A 25,632-nucleotide genomic window follows, 5' to 3' on the forward strand; every position below is an offset into this window, starting at 1 on the left:
TTTACGCGGCCGGCAAGGAAATCTCGAAGCGCGTGCCGCGTCCGGAGTCAACCAGCCTGATCGTGCCATCATGCGCTTTCAGGAGGGCCAGCACGATGCCGAGGCCCATGCCGGTGCCGCCGGATTCGCGCCGCGTGGTGAAGAATGGCTCGAAAATGCGAGCCCTGTTGCTCGGTGAAATGCCGGCGCCGTCGTCGCTGACCGCAATGGTTGCCTTGCCGTCCGCGCCGGCCGCCGCCAGCAAGACCTGCGTCGCGCCGTGCCTCGCCGAATTGTCGATCAAATTGGCAAGCACGATGGCCGCATTCTCGGCCGAGATGCGCAAGCCTAGGGCGCCGCCGGCCTCGACTTTGACCGCCAGCCGGCCGTCCACCGGCAGCAGCGCGAGCGCCCCATCGAGCGAGGTGCTTTCGCCGCTCGGCGCCAGGTTTTCGGCCCGCGCAAGATCGAGCAGGCGCCGTACCAAGAGATTGAGGCGCCCGGCATCGTTGACGATGTTGCCGGAGAACCGCTTGCGCTCGGCCGCGTCCATCGCATCGTCGGAATCGCGCAGCAGCTCGGCTGCACCCTGGATCGCCGTCAGCGGCGATTTGAGCTCATGCGAGACGTGGGTGGCGAAGGTCTGGATGCTGTCGGAACGCGCCTGCAGCTTTTCGGCCATGTCGAGGAAGGCGGCGGACAATTCCGCCATTTCGCGCGTGCCGTGATGGTCGAGCGGCCGGATGGCGTCGCGATCGCCGGCGGCAATACGCCTTGTCCGCTCCATCAGCGCATAGATCGGCCGGCTGACCGTGCGCAGGAACACCAGCGCGATCAGCAGCGTGCCGAAGAGCATGGCGATGGCCGCAAGTGTGACCTTGCCGCGCTCGCCATAGAGATGTTTGACGATGTTGTTCGGCGTCCGCGACAGATAGATCACGCCGGCCACATGACCGTCGACTGCGATTGGCATGGCGACAAACACGCGGACCTTCGTGCCGCGGCTGACCGAGTAGAGCGGCGGCGGCGGCTGGTCGGGGATCCTTTGCCTGAGCGCGCTGGCATAGCGGCCGGCAAGGGCCTCGCGCACCTCCTCGACGCCGCCGAGCGACAGGCCGACCTCATCGCGCCCGGCAATGACCACGCCCTTGGGGTCGAGCAGCCGGAAGCCGGCCAGCGTGGTTTTCTGCGTTGCGTCGAGAATTCCAGACAGCCGCGCGCCGATCGCCGCAAAGACCGGATCGGCGGCGGCAGCGACGCCGGCGGGCCGGGTCGGCAGCAGATAGTCGGAGGCGAGGTCGAGGCTAGGCTCGATCGGCTGGTAGGGTGAGTCGTCGCTGCGGCTGGCATCGTCGCTCTCTGCTTCAACCGGCGCGCCGAGCTTGTCCGGGGAAATGCCGGCGTCGCGGACATCCTGTGCATAGATGGCGGCGATGACGGCGCCTTGAGCGATCAGCTCGCCCTCGGTCTGGCGGATCAGCTGGTTTTCATAAAGCCGGAAGAAGAACAGCCCGACCAGCGGCAGCGCCAGCACCATGATGAGGATGGCAAGAACCACCGTGGCCAGCCTTGGCCGCCATTTGGTGCCGATCCATTTGGCGTCGCTCAGGCGCCGCATCGGCCGAGCCGAAAACCGACACCATGCACGGTTTCGATGGCGTCGAGGCAGCCGGCCGCCGCGAGCTTGGCGCGGATGTTGCGGATATGGCTGTCGACGGTGCGGTCGGCGACATGGATGTTGGCGGCATAGGCGCTGGCCACCACCAGGTCGCGGCCCAGCACATGCGCCGGACGCGCCAGAAATCCCTTCAGGATCGAGAATTCGATCGCCGTCAGCGCCAGTGCCTTGCCGTCGAAGCTGGCGCCGTGACTGGCCGGCACCAGGCTGAGCTTGCCATGCGCGAAGCTTCGTTCATCGGCCGGTTCCGGTACGGCGCGGGCGCGGCGCAGGATGACATTGACGCGCGCCACCAGTTCGCGCGGGCTGAACGGCTTGGTCACGTAGTCGTCGCCGCCCATTTCGAGTCCGAGGATGCGGTCGATCTCCTCGTCACGCGCCGACAGGAACAGTACCGGCACGTCGGACCGTTGCCTGAGCCGCCGGCAGACCTCCAGCCCGTCCATCTCCGGCATGCCGATGTCGAGCACAACGAGGTCGGGCTCGCGACGCTCGATCGCCTGCAGGGCGGCGGCGCCGTCGGACACGGCCTGCGTCTTCATCCCGGCCTTTTCCAGCGCAAAGCAGATGATCTCGCGGATATGCGGATCGTCGTCGGCGACGAGGATGAGATGCGGCATGGGTCTAGCGGTCCGGCATGGAAGGTTGCGAAGGTTGCTGTGCCGGAGGAAGCACGAGCGGGCCTCTCTTGTCGAGAACCTGTGCCAACCGCCAGCCGCGAAAGCTCCAGGCGCGCCATTTCTTCTGCTCGGCGATATAGTCGTCGATCATCACCTGGTCGGCCAGATAGGTGGTTTGGTTCCCGAATTTGTGCATGTAGTAGCGGTCCAGCGCCGGCATGGCGACAGCGCCGAACGAGCGTAGGTATTCGGCATCAAGCGGCGTGCCGGAACCGGACATTTCCAGGGAGTGGTCGACATTGAAGTTTGCGATCACAGCTGCGAAGTTGATGAAGCAGCAGGCATAAAGCGTTGCCGATAGCGTCAGAAGATTGGCGGAGAGCAGCCATTCGTTGGATTTTCCGAGCGCGATGCGGGCGATGATCAGCGCAAGACCTGATGCCACCAGCCCCATCCAGACGAAAGCCGCGATCCGCCAGTAAGTCAGCGCATAGACGCCGATATAGAGATCGAGCCGCAGGATCGACGAGATGACCAGCACTATGTCCTGCGCCACCCAGGCATAGACCAGCCGGCGGATCAGCGGATCGCCCGAGGTTTCGCTGCCCGGCCGCAGCGCCGCCAGCACGAAGCCGGCGGCAAGCAGCGCGGTTGCGATCAGCGGATAGGCGCCACGATGCGCATAGGCGGCGTAGCTCATGCCGTCGGGAAGGGCGACCCCACCCCAGAGATAGGCGGCGTCGAGCCCGGTCTGCAGCGCAAACAGCGCGTTGAAGACGAGCAGCGCGCGCAGGATGGCGCCCTTGCCGAAGACGATGTCCTCGACGACATGCCGCTGCGCTTTGGTCGCTGGTTGGGTGCCGGCAAGACCATTGCCTGGCCGCCGGATATGAGGCAGGAAGCGTGGCACGCGCGGGCGCAGCAAAGCCCACACGCCGGCGAGCACGACTAGCCAGAAGACGATCCGCGCCAGTTGGATGAGATCGATGAGTTTCATCAGGTCGATCAGCGACAGCCAGTAATCGATGACCGGATTGGCGGCGCCGAACAGCGCCAGGAAGACCGCGCCCAGCGTCAGCGGCATGACCCAGACCGCGATGGAAGCAACCCGGATCCGGCGCCGGCCGAACCGCCGCGCCGTTTTGCGCCAGCGGATGAAATCGCTGATGAAGCGCAGCGGCACGGCCAGGAGAAACAAGGCGATCTGGCGGGCAACACCGGCGATGCGGCGCCGCAGCCGCCCGGCCAGCGACAGCGCAAACACCACCATGGCAACGAGCGCGATCGAGACCGACAGCGGGCTGACATTTTCAGCCAGCGGCAGCAGCGCGACGAACAGGGCGGTCGGCCTGAGCCACGGCATGGGGGGATTGAGGGCAGCGGGATGCACGGCGACGACCGCGCCGGCCGTCACGATGGCGAACAAGAGAACAGTGATGCCGGCAGGCTGGTCATAGAAGAAAAAATCCGCCAGCGCGACGAGCAGGACGGCGATGCCGAAGCGGCTGCAAAAGCTGACGAACGATGTCATGCGCGGATCTTCCTGATGGGCTGGACGCGACCGACCGGCGGATGCCTGCGGATAAAAGGGAGCAGGCTTGCCTCAGGGCGATGGCTTGCCTCTGGCCGGGGCGGGTCGACCAACCACCAGCTTTCGCTGCGCAGCCTGTAGGGCAGACGGAGGGTGTTTTGCTTTTGCATGCCGCCCTTGTCGCTGGTCGGCAGGGAGCCGGCGGGGCAGAGCGGAGGAGGTTTTCCGCAGAACCGTGCAGTTTTTGTGCAGGTAGAAGCGATGCTTTGACGGAAGCTTCCGGCGCTCCCCCTCTCCGTCTCGGCTTCGCCGAGCCACCTCTCCCCCACATCCGTGGGGGCGAGGAACCCAAGTTTTGATTGGCCGCGCCTCGGTGACTGGCGTTTCCTCGCCCCCACAAAGTGGGGGAGAGGTGGCCGCGTAGCGGCCGGAGAGGGGGCTGGCGCTGCCATATGCTATTGCCTCTACCCTTGCCTCACCCGCCGACAGCCGCCATAGATCGGGCATGACAAGCGAACCCTACCGCCCGCGCCGCTCGGTGCTCTACGTCCCAGCCTCCAACGACAAGGCGCTGGCGAAAATCGCGACGCTGGCCTGCGATGCCGTGATCATCGATCTCGAAGACGCCGTCGCCCCCGCCGACAAGGTCGCGGCCCGGGAAAAACTGGCCGGCATTTTCGCCAGCCGGCCGGAACGGCGCTGCGAAATGATCGTGCGGGTCAACGCGCTGTCCAGCGATTGGGGCAACGACGACCTGCTGGCCACGGCAAGATTCGAGCCGGATGGCATCCTGTTGTCCAAGGTCGCCACGCCGCGCGACATCCTCGAAGTCGGCGACGTGCTCGACGACAATTTTGCCCCTGACAGCGTCAAACTCTGGGCGATGATCGAGACGCCTAAGGCCATGCTCAACATCGGCGCCATCGCCGAACTCGGCCGCGATCCGGCCTCGCGCCTCAATTGTTTCGTTGCCGGAACGAACGATTTGGTCAAGGAGACCGGCATTCTGGCGACGCCCGACCGGCGCTACCTCGTGCCTTGGCTGATGCAGATGGTGCTGGCGGCGCGGGCCGGCGGCATCGACATTCTCGACGGCGTATCCAATGATTTTCGCGACCTCGACGCGTTCGCGCGCGAATGCATGGAGGCCGCCGCCATGGGGTTCGACGGCAAGACGCTGATCCACCCGGCCCAGATCGACGCCGCCAACCGCGCCTTCGCACCCGCGCCCGAAGCCCTGGCCGAGGCGCGTGCGGTGAAGGAAGCCTTCGCCTTGCAGGAAAATGCCGGCAAGGGCGTGATTGCGCTGGATGGCAGGATGGTCGAGCGGCTGCATTTGGCACAGGCCGAAAAATTGCTGGCGAAGGCCGCCGCCATCGGCGCATGATTGCCTAAGCCGGCTTCGGAAGATCACACAGCAACAAGTACAGAATTCACGACAGGACCTGACCCATGAAACTCTATCGCTTTCTGTCCGCCCCGGACGATTCCAGCTTCTGCCACAAGGTGACGGCGGCGCTGAACAAGGGCTGGCACCTGTTCGGCTCGCCGACCTACGCCTACGACAAGAAGACCAAGTCGATGCGCTGTGGCCAGGCGGTGGTGAAGGACGTCGACGGCCAGGAATACGGGCCGGATACGAAGCTGAGCGACTGGTAGACGCTGCTAAGCCGCGTCAGCGATATCAAGGCGCACGGTAAGCCCAGCCAGTGCCGCCAGGTTGATCAAGGTGTCCAGGCTGAAATTCGTGATTCTGCCCCGCAGAAGGTCGCTAAGGCGCGGCTGGGTAATCCCAAGCCGGGTGGCCGCCTCGGCCTGGGTAACGTCCCAGCTCCGCACCCGCTGTTCAATCGCGATCAGCAAGTTGGAGCGCATCGTCATGTTCGCGGACTCAGCCGCAGTGTCTTCCAGCGCGTCCCATACATTTTCAAAACTCTGACGTTCCATCGTCACCTCCGCTAGATCTGCCTGAGCCGTGAGGCGGCGAGATCAAGGTCTCGTTTCGCCGTCTGCTGCGTCTTCTTCTGGAAGGCGTGCAGCACATAGACGGCATCGCCCATGCTCGCCACGTAAAGTACCCGGAACGCGCCGGCTTCGTCTCGAACGCGGATTTCCCGCACACCAGGACCTATCGTCGTCATCGGCTTCCAGTCGCTTGGCTCAAATCCGAGCTGGACCTTATGCAACTGAACGCCCGTTTCTTTGCGCGCCGCTTCCGGAAAGGCCCGAAGCTGAGCAAGAGAATCTCCAAGAAACTCCAGTCGCTTCGTCGGCATGTGAGTCTTATATCAAAACTTGTATAATTTTACAAGACGGTGGCAAAGGGCCAGTGCGAGAACCGGAGCGGAGCACACCCAGCCCTACTCCACCGCCTCTTCGATCTTCTCCATATCATCGTCCGACAGGCCGAAATGGTGACCGATCTCGTGGATCAGCACGTGGGTGACGATGTCGCCCAGCGTTTCTTCGTTCTCGGCCCAGTAGTCGAGGATGGCGCGGCGGTACAGCGTGATGCGATTCGGGCCTTCGCCGGTCTGCGGGTTCCAGCGCTCGGCTATGCCACGGCCCTCGAACAGACCGAGCAGGTCGAACGGCGTCTCCAGCGACAGATCGTCCATGATCTCGTCGGTCGGGAACTCGGCGATCACGATGACGATCTCGCCGGTCAGCTTGCGAAAATCGTTCGGCAGATGCGCATAGGCCTCCAGTGCCAGAAACTCCATCTCCTCGATCGAGGGCGAGAGTTCGTCGTGCCACGTGCGGGTCTTGTAGATGCGGGCCATGCTTCGTCCTTTGATCCCGGCATATAGGCTTTCCCTCGGGAATCGGCAAATGAGCACGGCCGCCGCCTATCCTCCTGGTTTGGAGACAGGAATAAATTCCCCATGACTCCGCTTGACTCTTCCGGCACCCTCTGGAATCTATAGGAACATAACAGGAACAATTGTGCGAGAAACTGACCGTCATGGCGACATCAGCCGTGGCGCGGGAGACTGTTTTTGCCCTGCGCCGCCAGATCGCGAAGATCGAGGGAACGCTGCCCGAGCGCCTGGCCGGGCCGGCTGGCGAGCGACCTCGTGCGCGCGCTGACAGCGCTATCGACGGTGCGCCCGAACCTAATGCCGATGTCACCATCATCCGGCGCGGCCTTGCCGTGGCTTCGCCGGATGCCTTCCTGCCCACCGGCGTCGAGCGCCTCGATGCAGCGCTGAGCGGCGGCCTGCCGAAAGCCGCCCTGACCGAAATCCACGGCCTTGAGACCCGCAATGCCGGGGCCGTCGCCGGCTTTGTGCTGTCGCTGGTCAGCCTGATCCTCAGGGGGCAGAACCTGCCGGTGCTGTGGATCGGCACGTCGGAGATTTTTCGCGAGGCCGGCTTTCCCTATGCCAGGGGATTGCAGGGCATGTTCGGCATCGCGCCGGAGCAATTGCTGTTTTCCGAAGCGCCGAAACTCACCGATGCGCTGTGGGTGGCCGAGGAGGCCGCGAAGATGACCGCGCTCGCCGCAATCATCCTCGAAATCCGCGGCAGCCCGCAGCGTCTCGACCTCACCGCGACGCGCCGGCTGCATGCGCGTGCGCAAAGCGCCGGCCGGCCGGTGTTCCTGTTGCGCCAGGCCGGCGAGGCCGAACCGACCGCCGCCGCGGTGCGCCTCATCGTGTCGTCCGCAGCGGCTGCAAGCCGCCGGACCATCGCCGGGCCGCTCGCCGGCTCGATCGGCCGCCCCGCCTTCACCGTCAGCATCGGCAAGAGCCGCACCGCCCTGCCCGGACAATTCACACTGGAGTGGAACCCCGATGAACACAGTTTCGAAGAAAGACGGGCTGAACGGCCAGAGAATTCTGTCGCTGTGGTTCCCGCATCTCGGGGCGGAACGGATCCTGCGCCAGCGCCTGGGACGGTCGTGGCGTTCCCGGCCATCGGATCATCTGCCACTGGTGATCAGCCATCGCGACCGCAACGCCCAGCGCATTTCGGCCCTCGACGAGCGGGCTGAGGCGCTGCACCTGAAGCGCGGCATGGGCATTGCCGACGCGCGCGCCATGCATCCCTCGATCGACATCGTCGAGGCCGACCCGGAGGCCGACCGCCGGCTGCTCGAAGGCCTCGCCGACTGGTGCGACCGCTACACGCCACTGGTGGCGCTCGACGGCGCCGACGGGCTTTATCTCGACGTCACCGGCTGCACGCATCTGTTCGGCGGCGAACGCGCCATGCTGGACGACATCCTCACACGCTTTTTCCAGCAGGGTTTCGACGTCCGCGCCGGGCTGGCCGCAACGCCGGGCGCGGCCTGGGCGGCGGCGCGCTTCTGCGGCGACCGCATCGTTCCCTCAGGTGAAGAGGAAGCGCTGCTTGCCCCTTTGCCGCTGGCCGCTTTGCGCATCGAGCCTGATATCCGCGCCAGCCTGGAAAGTGTCGGCCTGCGCACCGCGGGCGCCGTCATGGCCGCACCGCGCGCGCCGCTTGCCCGCCGCTTCGGTGCGACCTTGCTGCTGCGTCTCGACCAGGCGCTCGGCCGCCTCGACGAGGCGGTGTCGCCGCGCCTGCCGGTGGCGCCGCTTTCGGTCGAACGCCACCTCGCCGAGCCGGTCGTGCTGACCGCCGAGATCGAACGGCTGGTGGAAATGCTGGCGGTGACGCTGAAGATCGACCTCGAGCGCCGCGGCGAGGGCGCCCGGATGCTGGCGCTGCTTTTGTTTCGCGTCGACGGCGCTGTCAGCCGGCTCAGTGTCGGTACGTCACGGCCCTTGCGCGAACCGAAGCTGATCCAGCGCCTGTTCCACGAGCGGCTGACAGCGCTCGAGCAGGACATCGATGCCGGCTACGGTTTCGACCTGGTGCGGCTTTCGGTGCTGGCGGCCGCCGCCTTCGACATGCAGCAGGCCGATTTGACCGGCGAGATCGAGGACGACGGCGCCGACATCGCGCTGTTTGCCGACCGGATCCGCGCCCGGCTCGGCGACGCTGCGGTGCTGAAAGCGGTCGCCGTCGAAAGCCATTTGCCGGAGCGCGCCGTCGCCACCATCCCCTTCTCGGAGGCGCCGCAGCGGACCACGCCGCCGAAAGGGCCGGACCGGAAAGACGCGCCGCCCGCAACCATCTTCCCGCCGGAGCGGCCGATCCGGCTGTTCCGGTCGCCCGAGCCGATCGAGGTGCCGGCGACCGAAATGCCGGAGGGCCCGCCGATGAATTTCCGCTGGCGCCGCGCGCTCTACCGGGTCGCCCGCGCCGAAGGGCCGGAGCGCATCGCGCCGGAATGGTGGCAGAAGGACGAGGAAGACGCACCGACCCGCGACTATTTCCGCATCGAGGACAGTGACGGCCGACGCTACTGGCTCTACCGCCAGGGGCTCTACGGCGCCGGCCAGCCTTCGCCGCGCTGGTTCATGCACGGGGTGTTCGCATGAACGCGCTGACCGTCATCCCCTATGCCGAGTTCGGCATCCAGTCGAATTTCTCCTTCCTGCGCGGCGCCTCCAAGCCGGAGGAGCTGGTTGTCGCCGCCAAATTCCTCGGCTTTTCCTCGATCGGGCTTGCCGACCGCAACACCGTGGCCGGCGTCGTGCGCGCCTGGCAGCAGGCCAAGGTCGAGAAGCTCGCCTACCACCCCGGCTGCCGGCTGGTGTTCGGCGACGGTACGCCGGATATTCTCGCCTATCCGCAGAACCGCAAGGGTTGGGGCCATCTCTGCCGCATGCTGACGCAGGCCAATCTGCGCGACGAAAACGAGAAGGGCGCGACCCTTCTCCAGCGCGGCGACCTGCTCGAATGGGGCGACCTGCTGTCGCTTGCGGTGCTGCCCGATCTCTCGGCGAATGCGGATGATCCCCTGGCATTGATCCGTCAGCTGAAGGATCGTTTCGGCGCAAATCTGCGGCTTGGCGTGGCGCCGGATTATCGCGGCCATGACCGCTTCCGTATCGAGCAGGCGGCCGCCATGGCCGACGCCGCCGGCGTGCCGCTGATGGCGACCAACGATGTGCTCTATCACAGCACCGAACGACGCTCGCTGCAGGACGTGCTCACCGCCATCCGCCTCAATGTGCCGGTCGCCGAGGTCGGGCTGGAGCTGACGGCCAATGCCGAGCGCCATCTGAAGCCGCCGCTGGAAATGGCCCGTCTCTTCCGCCGTCATCCGCAGGCGCTGGCCGAGACGCTGCGCTTCGCCGGAGAGCTGACCTTCTCGCTTGGCGATCTCCAGTACAATTATCCCGACGAGCCGACGCAATCGGGCCTCGGGCCGCAGGCCGAGCTTGAGCGTCTGGCCAGGGAGGGGGCCGCCACGCGCTATCCGGCGGGCGTCCCCGCTTCCGTCTCGCAGCGCATCGATGAAGAGCTCGCTCTGATCGAGCGCCTGAACTATGCGCGCTATTTCCTGACCGTTTACGACATCGTCCAGTTCGCCCGCAACGAGGGCATTCTGTGCCAGGGCAGAGGCTCGGCCGCCAATTCGATCGTCTGCTTCTGCATCGGCATCACCGAGGTCGGCCCTGAGCGCATCGACACGCTGTTCGAGCGGTTCATTTCCGAGGAGCGCAACGAGCCGCCCGACATCGACGTCGACTTCGAGCATGAGCGGCGCGAGGAGGTGATCCAGTACATCTATTCGAAATACAGCGCCAAGCGCACCGCGCTGGCCGCCGCCGTCATCAGCTATCGCGGCCGCTCGGCATTGCGCGAAGTGGCCAAGGCCATGGGCCTGTCGGACGATGTCCGCACAGCGCTCTCCAGCTCGATCTGGGGCTGGTCGACCTCGGAGCTCGGCGAGAAGGAGGCGCATGCCGGCGGCCTCGACCGCAGCGAAACCTCGACCCGGCATGTACTTGCCCACGCCAACGAGATCATGGGCTTTCCCCGGCATTTGTCGCAGCATGTCGGCGGCTTCGTCATCACCAGGGACCGGCTCGACGAGATCGTGCCCATCGTCAAGACGGCGATGGAGGCCCGCAAGATGGTCGAATGGGACAAGGACGATCTCGACGCGGTCAAGATTTTGAAGGTCGACGTGCTGGCGCTCGGCATGCTGACCTGCCTGAAACGCGCCTTCACCTTGCTCACCGAGCATTATCCGGATGCGCGCGATGAGTATGGCAGGCCCTATGTGCTGGGCAGCCTCCCGCCTGAGGACAGGCATGTCTACGACATGATCTGCCGCGCCGATACGCTCGGCGTCTTCCAGATCGAATCGCGCGCCCAGATGTCGATGCTGCCAAGGCTCAAGCCAAAGGACTTCTACGACCTTGTCATCGAGGTGGCGATCGTGCGGCCGGGCCCGATCCAGGGCGACATGGTTCATCCCTATCTGCGGCGCCGGCAAGGCAAGGAAAAGGCCGAGTATCAAAAGCCGGAGTTGGAGGCGATCCTCAAGAAGACGCTGGGCGTACCGCTGTTTCAGGAGCAGGCGATGAAGATCGCCATCGTCGCCGGCGGTTTCAAGCCGGGCGAAGCCGACGAATTGCGCCGCGCCATGGCCACCTTCAAGCGTACCGGCACCATCGGCAATTACCGCCAACGCATGATCGACGGCATGGTCGGCAAGGGATACACCAAGGACTTCGCCGAGCGATGCTTCAAGCAGATCGAAGGCTTCGGCGAATACGGCTTTCCCGAAAGCCATGCCGCCTCCTTCGCGCTGCTCGTCTACGCCTCCTGCTGGTTCAAGACTTTTTATCCCGACGTGTTCTGCACTGCGATCCTGAACTCACAGCCTATGGGGTTTTACCAGCCGGCCCAGCTGGTTCGCGACGCGCGCGACCATGGCGTCGACATCCGCGACGCCGACGTCAATTTCTCCGTCTGGGACTGCACGCTGGAGGAAGACGACTTCGATCCCCGCCGCATCCTCCCACGCCATGCCCAGATGCGCGGTGTGATCGAGACAAGGCACGCCGTTCGGCTCGGCTTCAGGCAGATCAAGGGGCTTTCCAAGGAGCGCATGGAGGCTTTTGTGGCGCGACGCGGTTCGGGCTACGAATCCGTGCGGGATGTCTGGCTGCGCTCGGGCCTCGATGTCGACGACATCGAAAGGCTGGCCCAGGCCGACGCCTTCCGCTCGCTCGGCCTTGATCGTCGCGAAGCCTTGTGGGCGGTGCGCGCGCTGGACGGCAAGAGTGCGGCCGAAAGGCTGCCGCTGTTCGACCAGCCGGCAATCCGCCTGCGCGAGCTCGAGCCCGCGACGAAACTGCCGACAATGCCCCTCGGCGAACATGTCATCCACGATTACCGCGCGCTCGGCCTGTCCTTAAAGGCGCATCCGGTCGCCTTCCTGCGCGAGCGGCTCGACCGCGCCGGCGTCATCCCCAACGCCAACCTTGGCTCGGTTCGCGATGGCCGGCGGGTTTCCGTCGCTGGTCTGGTGCTGGTGCGCCAGCGGCCCGGCAAGGGCAATGCGATCTTCCTAACCCTGGAGGACGACAAGGCCGTCGCCAACGTCATTTTCTGGGAAAGGACGTTTACCCGCTTCCGCCCCATCGTCATGGGCGCCCGCTTCGTCAAGGTCACCGGCAAGCTGCAGTCGGAATCGGATGTCATCCACATCGTCGCCGAAAAGATCGAGGATTTGACGCCGTGGCTGACTGTGCTGTTGGAAGAGATGACGCCGGCTGTGCCGGCCCGTCCGGACATTGCGGCACTCTCGGACAAAGCAGAGAGGGTCATGCCCAAGGGCCGCAATTTCCAGTAGGGCTGTGCGGAGACGCCCATCGAAGGGAGGGGTGCTTTGCTCCGATCAGCGTCCAGCCTGCGCCGGCCCACTCAGCCGCGGCGGCGGAAGCACATCCTCCGCCGAAATGCTCCGCGCCTCCGAGGGCAGCATGATCGGGATGCCATCGCGCACGGGATAGGCGAGCTTGGCAACCCGCGAGATCAGCTCGCCACGCTCGGGGTCCCAGGCCAGCGGCCCCTTGGTCAGCGGGCAGGCCAGCAGCTCCAGCAGCTTTGGATCGACATTGGCCGTCTTGCCGTCACGCCCGTCCGCAGCCATCAGATCCCCTTTCAGCCAAACCCGGCCCAGCCCCTATTGAAGACTGGAGCCAAAATCCTCATTCTCGCGCGCCAGCGCCATTTCGGTAATGGCGATCAGCGTCTCGGCCCGCGCCCTCAAATCCGGCGCTTCCAACAGCGCCTGTTTCTCGGCAGGCCCGTAGGGCGCCATCATCGACAGCGCGTTGACCAGCATGGCGTTTTCGGCGCGGCTGACGCTTTCCCAGTCGGCTTCGAGATCGTTGGCCTGCAGATAGGCGCGAAACGCTTTGAGCAGCGCCGGCCGGTCGACATCGTTTGCCGCCTGGTCTTCCCTAAGATCGGTGAGGAACGGTGCCAGCTTGCATTGCCGAAACGGCGTCTTCACCGGCAGTTCATGAGCGATGCGGAACCGGCATATGCCCTGCAGCGAAATCAGATAACGGCCGTCGCCGCTTTCGGCCATCGAGATGATTCGCCCGGCGCAGCCGACATTGCACAGTTCCGGCTCGCCATCGGCGCGCAGGGCGCCGTCGAGGCTGGGCTGGATGATGCCGATCAGCCGCGGACCGGCAATCGCTTCATCCACCATCTGCAGGTAGCGCGGCTCGAAAATATTGAGCGGCATGCGGCCGCCCGGCAGAAGCAGCGCGCCGCCAAGCGGAAACACCGGGATGGTCGCCGGCAAATCCTTGCCGACCCGGTAATATGAGTTTCCGACCTGCACTTAAGTCCTCCGATCGCTTCGTCGGCATGCGGCCTGCCGCAGCCCCGCATCGTCAGCATCGCCTTAATCTGGCGCAGCCGCCGCAGGCCGCAAGGCCCCTGAGCCGCTCCACGAACAATTTCGCCGGCGAATGGCTATCTGTTGGTGCATGATCTTTTCCGAAAACCGGTTCCCACTTTTCGGGATCATGCACTAGGAAAACAGCAGCGACGACAATTTGCGCCGCGCCGCCAGCGTCGCCTCGTCGGTCATGCCCCAGGCCTCGAACAGCTTCAACAGCTGCGCCCTGGCACCATCCTCGTTCCAGGTGCGGTCCGCCTTGATGATGGCCAGCAGATTGTCGGCCGCCGCATGGCGATCGCCTCGCGCATTCTGGACCATGGCAAGATCGAAACGCGCCTGGTGGTCGCCGGGATTGGCGGCTAGGCGCTGTTCGAACTCGGCCGGATTGCCGAGTGCGGCCGCTTCCGCCGCCAGCGTCATTTTGGCGCGCAGCGCGGCAAGCGCGGGCGCATCCTTCTTGGCCTCCGGCGCCGTTGCCAGCAGCGCCTCGGCGCCCTCGTTGTCGCCGGCCTCGAACAGAAGCTCGCCCAGCCCGGCGATCGCCTCGATCGTCTCCGGCGCCTGCGCCAGTATGGCGTCATAGATGTCGGCAGCGGTCTGCGTATCGCCCGCCGCATGCGCTTCGGCTGCCGCGGCCAGCGCTTCGGCGACCGGCGGCGCGCCATCGCCCTTGCCGCCGACCTTGGTGATGAAGTCGCCGATCTGGCTCTCGGGGATGGCGCCCATGAAACCGTCGACCGGCTGGCCGTCCTTGAAGGCGATGACCGCCGGGATCGACTGGATGCCGAGCTGGCCGGCGATCGAGGGGTGGTCGTCAATGTTCATCTTGACCAGCTTGACCTTGCCACCGGCGGCCTTGACCGCCTTTTCCAGCTGCGGCGTGAGCTGCTTGCAGGGCCCGCACCACGGCGCCCAAAAATCGACCAGAACCGGTTGTTTGCGCGATTCCTGGATGACGTCAGCGGCGAAGGTGGCCGTCGTGGTGTCCTTGATCAGGTCGCCACCGGCCGGAACGGTGCCGGCTGCGGCCTTGGCCGGCTCGGCGCCGCCATACTGCACCGAAGTGGTGTACTGGCCGGAATTGCCGCCGAATTGGCCGCCAAACGGATTGTTGTTGTCGCTCATATCGTCGCCCTTCCGGTCGCGCCCCTCGCCAGCGGAGCAGGCGCGACGTCCTTGCTAGAGCAATTCCAGGAAAAGTGTGAGACGGTTTTCCGCCCGGAATTGCGTTGAAACAAAAAGTCGGTTTTCGCCATCCATGTGGCGATCAAGCCGAGACTTTCAAGATAGCAGCATCATGTCCGGTTGCCTCGACGAATCTGATGAGGTCGGCCGAAGCGATCGACGTCGTCGCCTCATTGGTCAGCGGATGCGCATTGACCACCGCATGCGCCATCAGCTCCTGGTCGAGCACCACCTTGACCCGTCTTTGCGTGTCGTTGATCAGCCCGAACAGGGTGACCGCGCCCGGAATGACGCCAAGCAGCTCCATCAGCATCTCCGGTCTGCCGAACGAAACCCGGCTGGCGGCACCGATGACCGTGTGGATCTGCTTTAGGTCGACGACCGCATCCTCGCCGACGCTGACCAGGAAGAAATTGTCCTTCTTGTCCTTGAGGAACAGGTTTTTGGTGTGGCCGCCGTGGATTTCGCCGCGCAGCGACTGCGAATCGGCCACCGTATAGAGCGGCGGATGGCGCACGGTCGACACCGATATGCCGAGATCGGCAAGAAAGGCGAAAAGTTCGGCTTCGGTCTTCGGCATTGGTGGTCTTCCCTTGTCTCGATGCGGGGCAAAGCCGTTTACGGCCAATGATGCCGCCGAGACAAGGCCGTCATGGGAAGTCAATGAACCACCCGTGTGGCCAAAGAGGTTCGGCCCAGCGATTTGGCGCGACCAAAAAGCCCGTCATTTCCCTGTTGCAATCGCCGCGCTCTTCAGCCATATAGGCTCGGCTTGCGGCCCCAAGGGCCGTGTGAGCGGGTGTAGCTCAGGGGTAGAGCACAACCTTGCCAAGGTTGGGGTCGAGCGTTCGAATCGCTTCACCCGCTCCAAATCTTCTTTAGATTTGAAAAGCAAAAAGGGCCCGGGAAACCGGGCCTTTTTGCTGTCTGGCGCCGGGGAGCGCCAAGGGGGAGCTGCCTCGGCATTAACTCGCAACCTAGCGAGGACGAACTCTGCAAGCCGCGATTTGCCCGCGAGCGCCTTCTAGCGCTCGACCGCTCGACATTGGCCCGGCCCTCCTCCACCCGTAGGACCAGATACTCTTAATGGTATAGGAGTCAGCGGCAGCGTGTGAGCAACATGATCCCGAACAGGAATTCGCAGGCCCTTAATATTTCAGGCGGCGTACCGCCGCCATACAACGAAACGACAGCCTTTACGTATTCCTCCAAGTAGCCGGGGTTTATCGGAGGGTCGCCTACATTCTGGTCCGGTAGAACCATGTTGTGCTTGCCAACGCTGACCGACGGTCTTTTCCGTTCATCCTTCCGTACACTTACTTTGCAATTGGTGCTGTCGATCGGCTGATTGACTTCAGGGCCGCTCGACAATTGATAGATAATATGATTTGTTCCTCCATAACTTGAGTATTGCTGAAGCAAGTCAGATCGATTCTTTTCTTTAGCTTTCAGAAAAGTAGGTAGATTAGCTAGTAAATGTATCGTAACGTTTCTGTACCCTTCCTTGCTTGGGATCGCTGCGGTCGGATCGTTTCCGTCAAATATCTTGAGCTTTGCCATTTGCTCTCTCCCCTGAATGAACGTTTGTTTGTAGCAATCATCACAGACACAGTACCAGCAAGTAATTCTCCGTGGCGCGGCAGATATGCCCTCAGTGGACGAAGGGCAGCCGCTGAAACGCCAGCTGCTCGAAGCAGGAACGGGTAAGCAGGTCGGACATGGCGATCTTGCGCTCGGTCAGATCTTCATAGTGATGCGCGCCGCCGCCTGCCGGGACGGTGACGTCCTCGCCTACCAGGAACTTCGAGAGTTGCGCGACCTCGTTTATCTCGCGTTTGCCTTCGCTGCCGATGTGGGTGAATTGTGTTCCAGTCTCACCGGTGTGGCATCCGTTGCAGGTGGCGAGCGAAAACTTGCGGCGCGTTTCGTGTGGGTTGGCGGGACCGCCGAGACCTTGAGCAAACCAGAAGAAGCCGCTCAACTGGGTACTGGACGTGGCTCCCAAGAACAGGTCGAGGGCGCCCGGAAAGCGCTCCGGAACAGCAAAGCGGTCGTTGAGAATGTCGCCTTCGTTGGTGCCGAGATAGCTCTGCAGAGTAGTGCTCCCCTCAAACTTATCGTCCGGCGTTTGTTTCACCGTGACGAGACCCAACACGCCGGTCTCCCCAAGGCGGAACTCGCGCCACTGCCACCCGAGACCGAACATGGTCTCGTTGGTCCTCAATTGATTAAGCGAACTCATGTTGGGGATCTGGCTCGGGTTCGATCCGTGATCTGTGAAGGCGCGGGTGATGGACTCGAGCGCTTGATTGTAGTCGGCAGCGCTGTCGAGATCCTTCCAGCGCTGCTGCCACGCCTTGATCCCCGTGCACGAGTCAGCAGCGATGCCGTACTCAAAGATAATGGTAAAACTGATCGGGGTGCATGAGGGCGGTGTCGTCGGCTCCTGGTCGACCAAACCGAACACCAAACGCCCCTCGCCGGCGCTTTCGGCGCCACCGACACTATGAGCAAGATCGGGGCGATTGACGATGGCCATAAGCCGTGCTGGGAAGTAGTCGATGTTGAGCGCCCCGCCCGACAATCGCTGCCAGGTGTCGATCACGTTCTGCAGGTGCAGGTCGCGCTTGGGGACGATCCACCCGGTGCCTTGCTGTTGAGCCCCCCAAGTTGACAGCCAGCTAAGAGCAAACTCCTCGGGTGTGACGCCACTGCCGTAGGCCATCTCGCGTACCAAGTGGCCAAAGCTCCACGCGCCCCCGGGCGAACCTAGGCCGCTGCAGGCATCGAAGCTACGCACCCCATCTTCGACCACCTCCTTTGCCGTGATCATCAGCGAGCGGTTGTGGTCGATGGCGATGGGCGGTGAGAGGGGTGGAAACGTCGCGAAGACCGGGAAGTCGAAAAGATATTCGACCTTGAACCGGTGGTCCTGCAGCGCGTCGAACCGTGGTCCCGGCAAGCGAAGGAAGGGGGTCTTTGCGGGATCTATGTTGAGCTCGTGCACAGCAATCAGCGGGTCTCGCGTGGCCAGTAGACCTAATGCTTGCGCTGCCTGCTCGCGCGCTCCGGCAAGTGTCGCGGGCATGATGCGCTCGGCGTCGCTGACCGCGTCGGTCGCTGAGACAATGTCGCGCGGACCCCGCCGTATCAGCCTTGTTGGGCCATGACCGCGCAGAACCTCGATTGTCGCCTCCAGGTCGGCGCGCCGCGCTTCAAACGCGCTGGTAGCGTCAAACTTGAACGGCGCGGTGAATACGCCGTCGCCTCCTTCTCGATCCGGAGCGGCGCCATCGTCGCGAAACGTTACGGTCCCGTCCTCCATGGCCACGGAGAACTCTGTAAGCGTCGACGGGCCGACAGTGGCGATCTCGCCCAGCACCACCCCGGGCTCCGGCGTCAGGAATACACGCAACTCGATGATATTATCCGTCAGTATCGCGGTCGAGCCGAGGGTGTTCTCCTGGGCGCGGCCGGCGATTGCCGTCGCCAACAACAATAGTGGCGCTAGGAATAAAGTACGGTGTAGCGTTGGCATCTGAAACATAGTTTTTCTCTACTTTCAACCAACCGCAAATGCACCCTATTCTGGCCAACCACGGCGTCGCGAACTTCCTGGTTGAAGCCGAGATGCGCTAGCCGGGTTTCGCCGGTCACCAGAAAATCGTGGATGCTGTAACGCTGGGCGGGCCATAGTATTTCCCCTGGCCGTATTTTAGTATGAACTTATCAAGCGCTCGGCACAAGTCGGCAGTTTCGCATTTTGTCTCATCGGGCTTAACGCCTGCGGTATTGGAACGGCATCGATGACGGCGTAGTGCTGGCTGATGGATCAAGAGAGCTTGTGCGTGTGCACATCTACCTGGCATAGCCGTGCCAGGTCGCGCCGATCCTCGTCCCGCTTGATTGGGAAGGCGCCTAGAAACCAGTCCAGGATGTCCTTCGGCGTGGCAGGTGCAGGTCCTGCCCAGGCTGCAGCAATGGACGTGTGCAACTGCATCAGCGCCGCACGAGCTTCATCCGTCCTGCCTAACTTGCGCAGGGCGGCAGTTTTCCAACCGGCAGTGTCGACGATTGCGTTCTTGGACCGATCGGCCGCCGCGATTGCGCCTTCGAAATCGCCGGCAAAATAGCGGATTACCGCGATGTGCGACCACTGATAGTCCAAAAACATGGATGTCAGATCCATTGCACGCTCCAGCAGATGCGACGCAGAATCGACGCGACCCATGAACGCCATGCCCAAGGCAGCCGACACCAGTGTCTTGGGACTGTTGGGGTTGAGTTCGGCGGCCAGTTCGTAGTGCACTTCCGACTGTTCGAAGTGTCGGGTCATGGCTGTCGACCAGGCGACCACCAAATGGTTGCGTGCATCCAGGGGATCGAGCGCCACGGCGCGTTGCGCCAGCTCTGCAGCCCTCTCCGTTATGGAAGGATCGGCAGCAATTCCCGGTCGGATGAATTGTCGCGCATTGTGGATGCTGGCCAAACTGGCGTAGGCAGGAGCGAAGTTCGGATCAGCAACGATCGCGCCTTCGAACAGCCGTTCGGCCTCGTCTTCGGCATCTGGTGTCCAGCGAGTCAGTAAGTCCTCGCCGCGCAACCAGGCATCATAGATGTTGAGATTTTGCGGGAGGCCCCTGACCTGGCGCGACAGCCTGTCATGCGAAAGGTAAACCTCCAAAGTGGAAGCAACCTTTCCGACTAACTGCTTCTGCAAAACGAGCCAGTTTCCAAGCGAAAATCGAAACGAATCGCTCCAAATGACCTGGTTCGTGCCGGGATCGCTTACCGAGACGATCAACTGCATGTCGTCCTGGTTGTCCACGCACTTAGCCGTCAGCAGATAGTCCGTGTCGGGACTTTCGATTGCGGTATCTTTCAACTCGATGACTGTGAACTCCCGAAATTTGGATAAATTAGCGATTAATTCGGAGCGGAATCCCCAGACCAGAAGAGAGATTTTCTTTGTTCGAGCCTCAAATTTTTCGACCGCGAGCGTTGGCGCGGGTCCGCTCGGCCGCGGTGGCTTCTTTCTGTTCAACAATAACGGCTCCGGACCCTTAAGTGCCTCGGCCAAAGCCGTCGTTTCCATGCTAGGCAGCAACTGATACCGTTGGCGCAGAATGTCGCGCAGATTTTCGTAGACGCGCATTGCGGCGGCGACATTCTGCAGTTCCGCATGGTGGCGGATGAGACAGCGCGCAGCGCGCTCATGGCTCGGTTCGAGCACCAAGAGGGCATTTGCTGCCCTGCGCATTGCAGGTTCGGATATCTCGAAGCGTTCCAGCATGGCCTCCAAGGCCTCCAAGGCGTGGTCACGCCAGTTGTGCCTCGTGACGCTCAGCCACGCGCTGAATAGGTCGCTGGTGTCTTCCAGGCCGAATAGGATCGCCTCGGACCAATCCGATCGTTTGAGGAGCAGGTCGTCGATCTTGCCCTCTCCGAGATCCTTCAACATGCGAACGACATCGACGGTTATGCGCGAGGGACTCAACCCGATAATATTTCCGCGCCTGAGAATTCCTGCCGCCGAGCCACCCGCAATTGATCTTTCGGCGATCTGCAGGCAGTTCGCCAACGCACGCCGAGCGGCTACCGGGCTTCGTTCTGGCCAGATCAAGGTAGCCACCCGGTCATGCACCTCCTGATAATTGCTGGACAGTGCAAGGTATCCGATCAGTGCCTGCGCTTTCGGGGAACGCAATGCGATTGCTTCACCATCTTCCCGATAAAGACCAAGCCCATCAATAACCGAAATCAGTCGCTGATGGCCGTTGTCCGGGACATCGGCAAGGTTGGAGGCAACCACGTTGTAGAGTGTCAGCGGCTCAGGCATGTTCTTCAAAGCGGGCCGCCCGGCGAACCTAAAACGCCACCGCCCGGTGTTGCGGGCCGCCCAATATACGTCTTGGGTCACACACACACCGCCTGGCTCGGCCATAGCCTGCACCCGGGCAGCCACGTTTATCGCATGCCCGAACACATCGCCGTCACGGCGATGAACCTCTCCAATATGCAATCCGATCCGGAACCGACTGTAAAACGTTCCCCTGTCTAGGAGGTCAGCCAGGCTACCCTGCATGAAAATGGCGTAGTCGATGGCGTTCGATACACCGTCGAACAGTATCAGGACCCCGTCCCCTGTCGTCTTGATGAACTCGGCGCCGAATTCCTCGCAATGGGTTTGGAAGAGTTGGAAACACTGCGAAACGAGATCCAGTGTACCAAGTTCGTCGGCCGCGGTTAGCCGGCTATACTGAGCCAGGTCAGCAAACAGGATTGATTTAAGGGTCGCTCGCCCCGATATCGCTTGCATGGTCGCCGCCGATGCCCTGTCGAATGTGCTATTCTGCTCCCCAATGCGGGCTTAGTCGACGGTACAACGAACTGATGGCAAATGCTTTCACGGACGGCTTTAGCGAACTCGCCAGGGTCGGCGAGTTGTTCGACGTGATTAACTTGCCTGTGACGGATGTTCCGGCTCATTTCGCTATCGCGATTCCTAATAATGCCTTGTTGCAATTGCCAATGATGCCGCGTGCAGCACTGCCAGAAGCAGGGAGACTGGCAAGCGGTCGGGGGTTGAGCATCGACGATTGCCGGGCGAGTTGCCTTGGCGAGGCAGCCGAACTCTTCAGTTGCTGCTCGTGGGGTGACGAGCCGTTGATCACCGCTACGGTCGACGAGATCGGATCGGGGGCAATCGCTCCTGAAAGCCTGAACGGCTTCAGTTCCGATCAAATCGCCGCCCGCGCTGTGTGGAACAAGGAAAACAACGGCTTCGATTGGCGACCGCCGATCAGGGATGAATCGGCCGCGCTGAACTGGCTGAGGGTTGAAGATGCATTTGGGGGGGATGGCGCGTTCATACCAGCAGACTTTGCTTTCATAGGATGGAAAGAGGCTGGCGAGGAGGGCGCGGTCGCCATCGGCGATAGCAGTGGGTGCGCTGCAGGACCTAATGCGGACGCGGCGAAACTGGCGGCTATCCTGGAGCTCGTCGAGAGGGATGCGACGGGTCGGTGGTGGTATGGAAGAAGGCAGCGGCGAATGATTGATCCGGCCTGTCTCTCGGGCATCGACCCGCTTGTCGATTGGCTGTGCGATCGCGAGCGTCGAACCCGGCTCTTCGACATTACCTCGGACATCGACGTCCCAGTGGTTGCCGCTGCTTCTGCGGAACCGGACGGCAAAGACGTCTCGGTAGGCTTTGCCGCGGGCAAAAGCCTGCAGTCCGCTGCGACAGCCGCCTTGACCGAGATGCTTCAGATGGAGATTTCGCTCGGGGCTTCACGTGCGCTTGGCGACAAAGCTGGCGCTTGGTCACGATGGCGAGAGAAAACCTCAATGAAAACTCGGCCGTTGAATATGGCGCCGATCCAACACGTCGCGCCAGGTCTACCTCATTCCGCGGTTGAACGTGACCTGTCGGACGTGCTCGACGCCTTGGCGCATAGAGGAATCGATTTGTGGTTTGCCGAAATGACCCGCGCGGAAATCGGCATTCCCGTGTTTCGCGCCGTATCCACCCTGCTCTGTCACTACAAACCACGGTTCGGACGCGCACGGCTCCTTGCTCCCGATGCTCGCGATCTAAGCTTCGACACCAGTTCGCCCGAGGACCAGCCCCTGCTTTTAGTCTAGTGTTGGCAGCATATTCAAGGGGCTCCACCCAAGATGGTCTATCCAAAAATCGTCACCAATCTCCAGTCGCCCTGTTTTTGGCGGCTCCATGCGTTCAAGTATCTGGTTCGTCAGTCACTTCTTGCTCGTCGTAGCCATTTGCTCGCCCGCGCGTTCGTGTTTAATGAGTTGATCATCCATCGGGTTTCCGTGGGGAGCCGCAAGGCGGGGCGCCTTTTGCTTTTTCCAAACCGGCGATGTAAGCGCGTTGCGGGACTCTCGTTCTACCTTGTAACCAGGCGCGGGTAAGACGGCGTGGCGCATAATCCCTTGGTTTCAAGTTCGGCGAACGGCGGCACCGCTTCCGAAGCGCCCGCTTGGCTGGCGTTGCGGAACGCCGCGTCGGAGTGCGGCTCCGGCTCGCGCTCGATCGACCCACAGCCCCTGCGCGCGCTCCCGGCAGGACGCAAGTGGGCACGTGAGATCGCCAGGGTAATCGTCGATGGCCTTATGGCGGGAAGCCTGTCGGTGCCGGCGCAATTGGCTGCCCGCTGGGACAGCTTTGGCGGCGCCATCACCGAGTTGATCGTCGGACTCGGCAAGCTCTGGGACAATCCCGGCGCGGCTCGCCGCATCCAGTATCAGCTTGAGCAAATGCTGCTCGACGTCGACGATCTTGCCGCGCCGCGCAGGCTGGCGCGGACACTTGGAATTCGCGTCGACGCCCGAAATCCAACCGCGACCGAACTGCCGGAAGGCATAGATCAGATTTATGCCCATCTGATGATGGATGGCCGGATAGAGGCTGTCGTGCAGTTCGGCGTACTCGGGACCGTGACAAGCGATCATTGGATCGAATTGATCCTGGATGTCGTGCCTGCCGGGCGGCTTGCGAGAGGATCGCCTGTACCGCGAAAGGGCGTCGCGGCCGACACGTCAAACATGATTGCAGCCGAGGCATCGTTGGCCATGGCGGGAGGCCGGTCACATCCGGACAGCCACTTTGGCAAACTCGCGCAAATGGCCACGCAAGCGCAGGAGCTGGTTCGCTCGAGCGCCGAACCGCCAGAGCCTCTTGCCGCGCCGCGCCGCGCACGGGTCGCGAATAAGCACGACAAGGATCGCACGGCGTTCTGGAATCGCCATTTCGCGACCGAGGACCCCTGGAACTACCGTTCGCTCTATGAGCAGGAAAAATACGAGCGGCAGCTCGAAATTTTGCCTGCCGGTCCCATCGGCCGGGCGCTTGAGCTGGCCTGCGCGGAGGGCCATTTCACGCGGCAGCTGGCGCCGCGCGTGGGCCATTTGACCGCAACCGACATCTCCGCCATAGCCGTCGGGCGGGCCCGCGCGCGCTGCAGCGATCAGCCGAATGTCGAGTTCGGCGTACTCGATTTCGCCGCCGATACGCTGCCGGGTGGGATGGATCTGATCGTCTGTTCGGAAGTGCTCTACTACCTCGATGACCTCGCCGAGTTGCGGCGCATCGCCAAGAAATTCGCCGAGGCGTTGGCGCCCGGCGGCAGTTTCATCAGCGCACACGCATTCGTTCTGCGTGACAATGTCGAAAAGACGGGCTTCGACTGGAACACATTCGGAGCACAAGCGATCTCCGAGACGCTGGCCGTGACCGAAGGCCTCGTGCTGGAACAATCGATCCAGACCGAGCTCTATCGCATAGACCGCTTCCGCCGCCTCTCACCGGACGATGTGGCGACCGAACCGACGGTCGATCATGTGCCGATCCGCGCGCCCCTCGAAATCGGGGTCGCGCGAAATGTCGTCTGGGGCGGGGCGCGGGCCATGCGGCGCGACGTCGCGCGCAGTGAGCGGCGCCAGCGCATCCCTGTTCTCATGTATCACGGCGTCGCCGATGAAGCTCCGGCCGCGCTCGCCCGTTTTCGGCTCGCGCCCGCCGCATTCGCCAGCCAGATGGCATGGCTGCGCGCCAACGGCTTTCACGCGATCGGGTCCGGGCAGCTGGAAGTGTCGATCGCCAATCGCCAGCCTTTCATAGGCCGCCCGGTTGTCATCACCTTCGATGACGGCTTCCAGAACTTTGCCGACCATGCCTGGCCGATCTTGCGCGCCAACGACCTGACTGCGGAAGTGTTCCTGGTGACGGACCTGGTGGGTGAAACTGCCCAATGGGACGCCGATATCGGCCCGCCGGCGCAGCTCATGGGCGCCGGGACGGTACGACGCCTCTCCGCCGAAGGTGCGTTCTTCGGTAGCCATATGGCGACGCATCGCGCGATCGATGGTCTGTCGACTTCTGACCTGGCCGCCGAGCTCCTGCGCTCTCGTCTGTTCATCGAACGCTGGACCGGTCGGCCAACCACGGCATTCGCGGCACCCTTCTCTGTCACCGACCGGCGGCTTGGCCGGCTGGCCAGGGAGTGCGGCTATCGAGTAGGCTTCAGCCGCAAACACGGGCCGGCGGACCTCGATGGCGATCCCATCGACCTGCCGCGCATCGAGATACGCGGGGACCGCTCGCTCAACGACTTCGTTGCCGCCGTCGAGGCCGTGCTCGATGAACGTTGAGCGTGTCAGCTCATTATTGGGCGACCTGGGACACGGCTGACATCAGCTCCTTCGGGTTTGGCGCCCCAAACATGTATCGCCCACCCCCTGGAACCTCGGTGAAGCTCCAGCGGACGATCCCCTGCCGGTCCAATAGGAACTGACCGACCAATTGCCCGTGTCCCGTTGCCATCATCTGCTGGTCGGCGTCGGTCATTTCGTAATGGTCCTTCTTGTCGAGGATTTCGCCGGCCGCCATAGGATTCATAGGACCGGGCAACTCGCCTGGTATGTCGACCCGCATATCCATTACCGATGCCATCGAGACCTTGTACGGCCAGTTCGTCTCGTCTTGGGTGAATTCGAGATTGGGCAGTCCAAAGGCACGATGTGAAGCGCGTTCAGGGTCGGAGGCTGCAAGCAGGTTCGGCATCGGATGGTAGCGGAAATAGAGACGCGCCCGTTCGATCGGCGTGTTGACCACCGTCAGGCTCTGCACGCCCTTTTCACGCAGCTCCGGATCAAGCCGCGCCTGGGCGGCGATATGGCGCCGGCAAAACGCACAATGCAGACCTCTAAACAGGCCGACCAGCACTGGTTTTTGCCCGCGAAAGTCGTCAAGCGCGATCTTGCCTTCCTGGGTAATGGCATCGAGGATCAGGTTCGGCGCAACGTCGCCTGGTTGAAGCGGTAACAAGTCACTACGCGCGGACATTTCCAACCTCCCGCCCGG

22 protein-coding genes and 1 tRNA gene are annotated in these 25,632 nt (G+C 62.9%); 8 read left to right on the top strand and 15 right to left on the bottom strand.

The features are described 5' to 3' along the window. Position 1: 1 nt before the first annotated feature. From ACWGTO_RS15205 to ACWGTO_RS15215, 3 genes are read right to left on the bottom strand one after another with little or no spacing between them, the layout of a single operon-like run. Positions 2–1,597, bottom strand: a complete 1,596-nt coding sequence (locus tag ACWGTO_RS15205; RefSeq protein WP_454575638.1) for a sensor histidine kinase — start codon at positions 1,595–1,597, stop codon at positions 2–4. Next, positions 1,585–2,277, bottom strand: a complete 693-nt coding sequence (locus ACWGTO_RS15210; RefSeq protein ID WP_454575639.1) for a response regulator — start codon at positions 2,275–2,277, stop codon at positions 1,585–1,587. Before ACWGTO_RS15210 ends, ACWGTO_RS15205 begins: the two co-directional genes overlap by 13 nt. Positions 2,278–2,281: 4 nt before the next feature. Next, positions 2,282–3,808, bottom strand: a complete 1,527-nt coding sequence (locus ACWGTO_RS15215; RefSeq protein ID WP_454575640.1) for a DUF4153 domain-containing protein — start codon at positions 3,806–3,808, stop codon at positions 2,282–2,284. 505 nt (positions 3,809–4,313) lie between these two features. Between ACWGTO_RS15215 and ACWGTO_RS15220 the strand changes: the two genes are divergently transcribed. Beyond that, complete coding sequence (locus ACWGTO_RS15220) at positions 4,314–5,195, top strand: HpcH/HpaI aldolase/citrate lyase family protein (protein ID WP_454575641.1); 882 nt, start codon at positions 4,314–4,316, stop codon at positions 5,193–5,195. A gap of 65 nt (positions 5,196–5,260) precedes the next feature. Further along, positions 5,261–5,467 carry a DUF1737 domain-containing protein gene (locus ACWGTO_RS15225; protein WP_454575642.1) on the top strand — a complete coding sequence of 69 codons (207 nt, stop codon included), beginning with the start codon at positions 5,261–5,263 and terminating at the stop codon, positions 5,465–5,467. 6 nt (positions 5,468–5,473) lie between these two features. Here the strand turns inward: ACWGTO_RS15225 and ACWGTO_RS15230 are convergent, their stop codons facing one another. The 3 genes from ACWGTO_RS15230 to ACWGTO_RS15240 form a co-directional block, all read right to left on the bottom strand. After that, positions 5,474–5,755, bottom strand: coding sequence for a helix-turn-helix domain-containing protein (locus ACWGTO_RS15230; protein WP_454575643.1), 282 nt, complete (start codon positions 5,753–5,755; stop codon positions 5,474–5,476). A gap of 11 nt (positions 5,756–5,766) precedes the next feature. Next, entirely contained in the window at positions 5,767–6,084 is a 318-nt protein-coding gene (locus tag ACWGTO_RS15235; protein WP_454575644.1) for a type II toxin-antitoxin system RelE/ParE family toxin, read from the bottom strand. 84 nt (positions 6,085–6,168) lie between these two features. Then, a complete protein-coding gene (locus ACWGTO_RS15240) occupies positions 6,169–6,591 on the bottom strand; it encodes a metallopeptidase family protein (RefSeq protein ID WP_454575645.1) in 423 nt (140 codons plus the stop codon). A gap of 182 nt (positions 6,592–6,773) precedes the next feature. On the opposite strand from ACWGTO_RS15240, the gene ACWGTO_RS15245 reads away from it, so the two are divergent. Genes ACWGTO_RS15245 through ACWGTO_RS15255 form a run of 3 tightly spaced genes read left to right on the top strand, consistent with a single transcriptional unit; the run spans position 6,774 to position 12,494 of the window. After that, a complete protein-coding gene (locus ACWGTO_RS15245) occupies positions 6,774–7,805 on the top strand; it encodes an ImuA family protein (RefSeq protein ID WP_454575646.1) in 1,032 nt (343 codons plus the stop codon). Next, a complete protein-coding gene (locus ACWGTO_RS15250; RefSeq protein ID WP_454575647.1) occupies positions 7,747–9,219 on the top strand; it encodes a DUF6504 family protein in 1,473 nt (490 codons plus the stop codon). The genes ACWGTO_RS15245 and ACWGTO_RS15250 overlap by 59 nt, the downstream gene beginning before the upstream one ends. Next, positions 9,216–12,494, top strand: coding sequence for an error-prone DNA polymerase (locus ACWGTO_RS15255; protein ID WP_454575648.1), 3,279 nt, complete (start codon positions 9,216–9,218; stop codon positions 12,492–12,494). Before ACWGTO_RS15250 ends, ACWGTO_RS15255 begins: the two co-directional genes overlap by 4 nt. Before the next feature lie 45 nt (positions 12,495–12,539). On the opposite strand, the gene ACWGTO_RS15260 is transcribed toward ACWGTO_RS15255, so the two are convergent. The 4 genes from ACWGTO_RS15260 to ACWGTO_RS15275 all read right to left on the bottom strand — a co-directional run bounded on the left by ACWGTO_RS15260 (position 12,540) and on the right by ACWGTO_RS15275 (position 15,327). Then, positions 12,540–12,794, bottom strand: coding sequence for a Trm112 family protein (locus ACWGTO_RS15260; RefSeq protein WP_454575649.1), 255 nt, complete (start codon positions 12,792–12,794; stop codon positions 12,540–12,542). Positions 12,795–12,827: 33 nt separating this feature from the next. Next, complete coding sequence (locus ACWGTO_RS15265) at positions 12,828–13,499, bottom strand: LON peptidase substrate-binding domain-containing protein (RefSeq protein WP_454575650.1); 672 nt, start codon at positions 13,497–13,499, stop codon at positions 12,828–12,830. Between the two features lie 192 nt (positions 13,500–13,691). Next, positions 13,692–14,687 (bottom strand): thioredoxin, encoded by a 996-nt coding sequence (trxA, locus tag ACWGTO_RS15270; RefSeq protein ID WP_454575651.1) that lies wholly within the window; start codon positions 14,685–14,687, stop codon positions 13,692–13,694. 142 nt (positions 14,688–14,829) lie between these two features. Then, complete coding sequence (locus ACWGTO_RS15275) at positions 14,830–15,327, bottom strand: prolyl-tRNA synthetase associated domain-containing protein (protein WP_454575652.1); 498 nt, start codon at positions 15,325–15,327, stop codon at positions 14,830–14,832. Between the two features lie 215 nt (positions 15,328–15,542). On the opposite strand from ACWGTO_RS15275, the gene ACWGTO_RS15280 reads away from it, so the two are divergent. Then, positions 15,543–15,617: transfer RNA gene (locus ACWGTO_RS15280), tRNA-Gly, on the top strand. Between the two features lie 228 nt (positions 15,618–15,845). Here ACWGTO_RS15280 and ACWGTO_RS15285 read toward each other — a convergent pair. From ACWGTO_RS15285 to ACWGTO_RS15295, 3 genes are all read right to left on the bottom strand, one after another. Continuing rightward, the gene (locus ACWGTO_RS15285; protein WP_454575653.1) at positions 15,846–16,307 is read right to left on the bottom strand and encodes a hypothetical protein; all 462 of its coding nucleotides are present in this window, start codon (positions 16,305–16,307) and stop codon (positions 15,846–15,848) included. Between the two features lie 91 nt (positions 16,308–16,398). Further along, positions 16,399–18,240: a choice-of-anchor X domain-containing protein gene (locus tag ACWGTO_RS15290; protein WP_454575654.1), complete on the bottom strand. Its 1,842-nt coding sequence runs from the start codon at positions 18,238–18,240 to the stop codon at positions 16,399–16,401. Positions 18,241–18,579: 339 nt separating this feature from the next. Next, entirely contained in the window at positions 18,580–21,066 is a 2,487-nt protein-coding gene (locus tag ACWGTO_RS15295) for an adenylate/guanylate cyclase domain-containing protein (RefSeq protein ID WP_454575655.1), read from the bottom strand. A gap of 74 nt (positions 21,067–21,140) precedes the next feature. Between ACWGTO_RS15295 and ACWGTO_RS15300 the strand changes: the two genes are divergently transcribed. After that, on the top strand, positions 21,141–22,394 hold the full coding sequence (locus ACWGTO_RS15300) for a YcaO-like family protein (RefSeq protein WP_454575656.1): 1,254 nt from the start codon (positions 21,141–21,143) through the stop codon (positions 22,392–22,394). Positions 22,395–22,709: 315 nt separating this feature from the next. On the opposite strand, the gene ACWGTO_RS15305 is transcribed toward ACWGTO_RS15300, so the two are convergent. Then, positions 22,710–23,222 (bottom strand): hypothetical protein, encoded by a 513-nt coding sequence (locus tag ACWGTO_RS15305; protein ID WP_454575657.1) that lies wholly within the window; start codon positions 23,220–23,222, stop codon positions 22,710–22,712. A 93-nt stretch (positions 23,223–23,315) separates the two neighbouring features. Between ACWGTO_RS15305 and ACWGTO_RS15310 the strand changes: the two genes are divergently transcribed. Further along, on the top strand, positions 23,316–24,920 hold the full coding sequence (locus ACWGTO_RS15310) for an SAM-dependent methyltransferase (RefSeq protein ID WP_454575658.1): 1,605 nt from the start codon (positions 23,316–23,318) through the stop codon (positions 24,918–24,920). A gap of 13 nt (positions 24,921–24,933) precedes the next feature. Here ACWGTO_RS15310 and ACWGTO_RS15315 read toward each other — a convergent pair whose 3' ends face one another. Next, positions 24,934–25,614 carry a redoxin domain-containing protein gene (locus ACWGTO_RS15315; RefSeq protein WP_454575786.1) on the bottom strand — a complete coding sequence of 227 codons (681 nt, stop codon included), beginning with the start codon at positions 25,612–25,614 and terminating at the stop codon, positions 24,934–24,936. Between the last annotated feature and the right edge of the window lie 18 nt (positions 25,615–25,632).

It is taken from the genome of Mesorhizobium sp. PL10 (assembly GCF_053714315.1).

What these genes read in the sequence shown, in the direction of transcription:
- ACWGTO_RS15255 (WP_454575648.1), top strand. Translation starts at nt 9,216, where the DNA reads ATGAACGCGCTGACCGTCATCCCCTATGCCGAGTTCGGCATCCAGTCG.
- ACWGTO_RS15220 (WP_454575641.1), top strand. Translation starts at nt 4,314, where the DNA reads ATGACAAGCGAACCCTACCGCCCGCGCCGCTCGGTGCTCTACGTCCCA.
- ACWGTO_RS15300 (WP_454575656.1), top strand. Translation starts at nt 21,141, where the DNA reads ATGGCAAATGCTTTCACGGACGGCTTTAGCGAACTCGCCAGGGTCGGC.
- ACWGTO_RS15310 (WP_454575658.1), top strand. Translation starts at nt 23,316, where the DNA reads ATGATTGCAGCCGAGGCATCGTTGGCCATGGCGGGAGGCCGGTCACAT.
- ACWGTO_RS15245 (WP_454575646.1), top strand. Translation starts at nt 6,774, where the DNA reads ATGGCGACATCAGCCGTGGCGCGGGAGACTGTTTTTGCCCTGCGCCGC.
- trxA (WP_454575651.1), bottom strand. Translation starts at nt 14,687, where the DNA reads ATGAGCGACAACAACAATCCGTTTGGCGGCCAATTCGGCGGCAATTCC.
- ACWGTO_RS15305 (WP_454575657.1), bottom strand. Translation starts at nt 23,222, where the DNA reads ATGATCGCTTGTCACGGTCCCGAGTACGCCGAACTGCACGACAGCCTC.
- ACWGTO_RS15285 (WP_454575653.1), bottom strand. Translation starts at nt 16,307, where the DNA reads ATGGCAAAGCTCAAGATATTTGACGGAAACGATCCGACCGCAGCGATC.
- ACWGTO_RS15230 (WP_454575643.1), bottom strand. Translation starts at nt 5,755, where the DNA reads ATGGAACGTCAGAGTTTTGAAAATGTATGGGACGCGCTGGAAGACACT.
- ACWGTO_RS15205 (WP_454575638.1), bottom strand. Translation starts at nt 1,597, where the DNA reads ATGCGGCGCCTGAGCGACGCCAAATGGATCGGCACCAAATGGCGGCCA.
- ACWGTO_RS15275 (WP_454575652.1), bottom strand. Translation starts at nt 15,327, where the DNA reads ATGCCGAAGACCGAAGCCGAACTTTTCGCCTTTCTTGCCGATCTCGGC.
- ACWGTO_RS15240 (WP_454575645.1), bottom strand. Translation starts at nt 6,591, where the DNA reads ATGGCCCGCATCTACAAGACCCGCACGTGGCACGACGAACTCTCGCCC.
- ACWGTO_RS15235 (WP_454575644.1), bottom strand. Translation starts at nt 6,084, where the DNA reads ATGCCGACGAAGCGACTGGAGTTTCTTGGAGATTCTCTTGCTCAGCTT.
- ACWGTO_RS15295 (WP_454575655.1), bottom strand. Translation starts at nt 21,066, where the DNA reads ATGCAAGCGATATCGGGGCGAGCGACCCTTAAATCAATCCTGTTTGCT.
- ACWGTO_RS15215 (WP_454575640.1), bottom strand. Translation starts at nt 3,808, where the DNA reads ATGACATCGTTCGTCAGCTTTTGCAGCCGCTTCGGCATCGCCGTCCTG.
- ACWGTO_RS15315 (WP_454575786.1), bottom strand. Translation starts at nt 25,614, where the DNA reads ATGTCCGCGCGTAGTGACTTGTTACCGCTTCAACCAGGCGACGTTGCG.
- ACWGTO_RS15260 (WP_454575649.1), bottom strand. Translation starts at nt 12,794, where the DNA reads ATGGCTGCGGACGGGCGTGACGGCAAGACGGCCAATGTCGATCCAAAG.
- ACWGTO_RS15210 (WP_454575639.1), bottom strand. Translation starts at nt 2,277, where the DNA reads ATGCCGCATCTCATCCTCGTCGCCGACGACGATCCGCATATCCGCGAG.
- ACWGTO_RS15225 (WP_454575642.1), top strand. Translation starts at nt 5,261, where the DNA reads ATGAAACTCTATCGCTTTCTGTCCGCCCCGGACGATTCCAGCTTCTGC.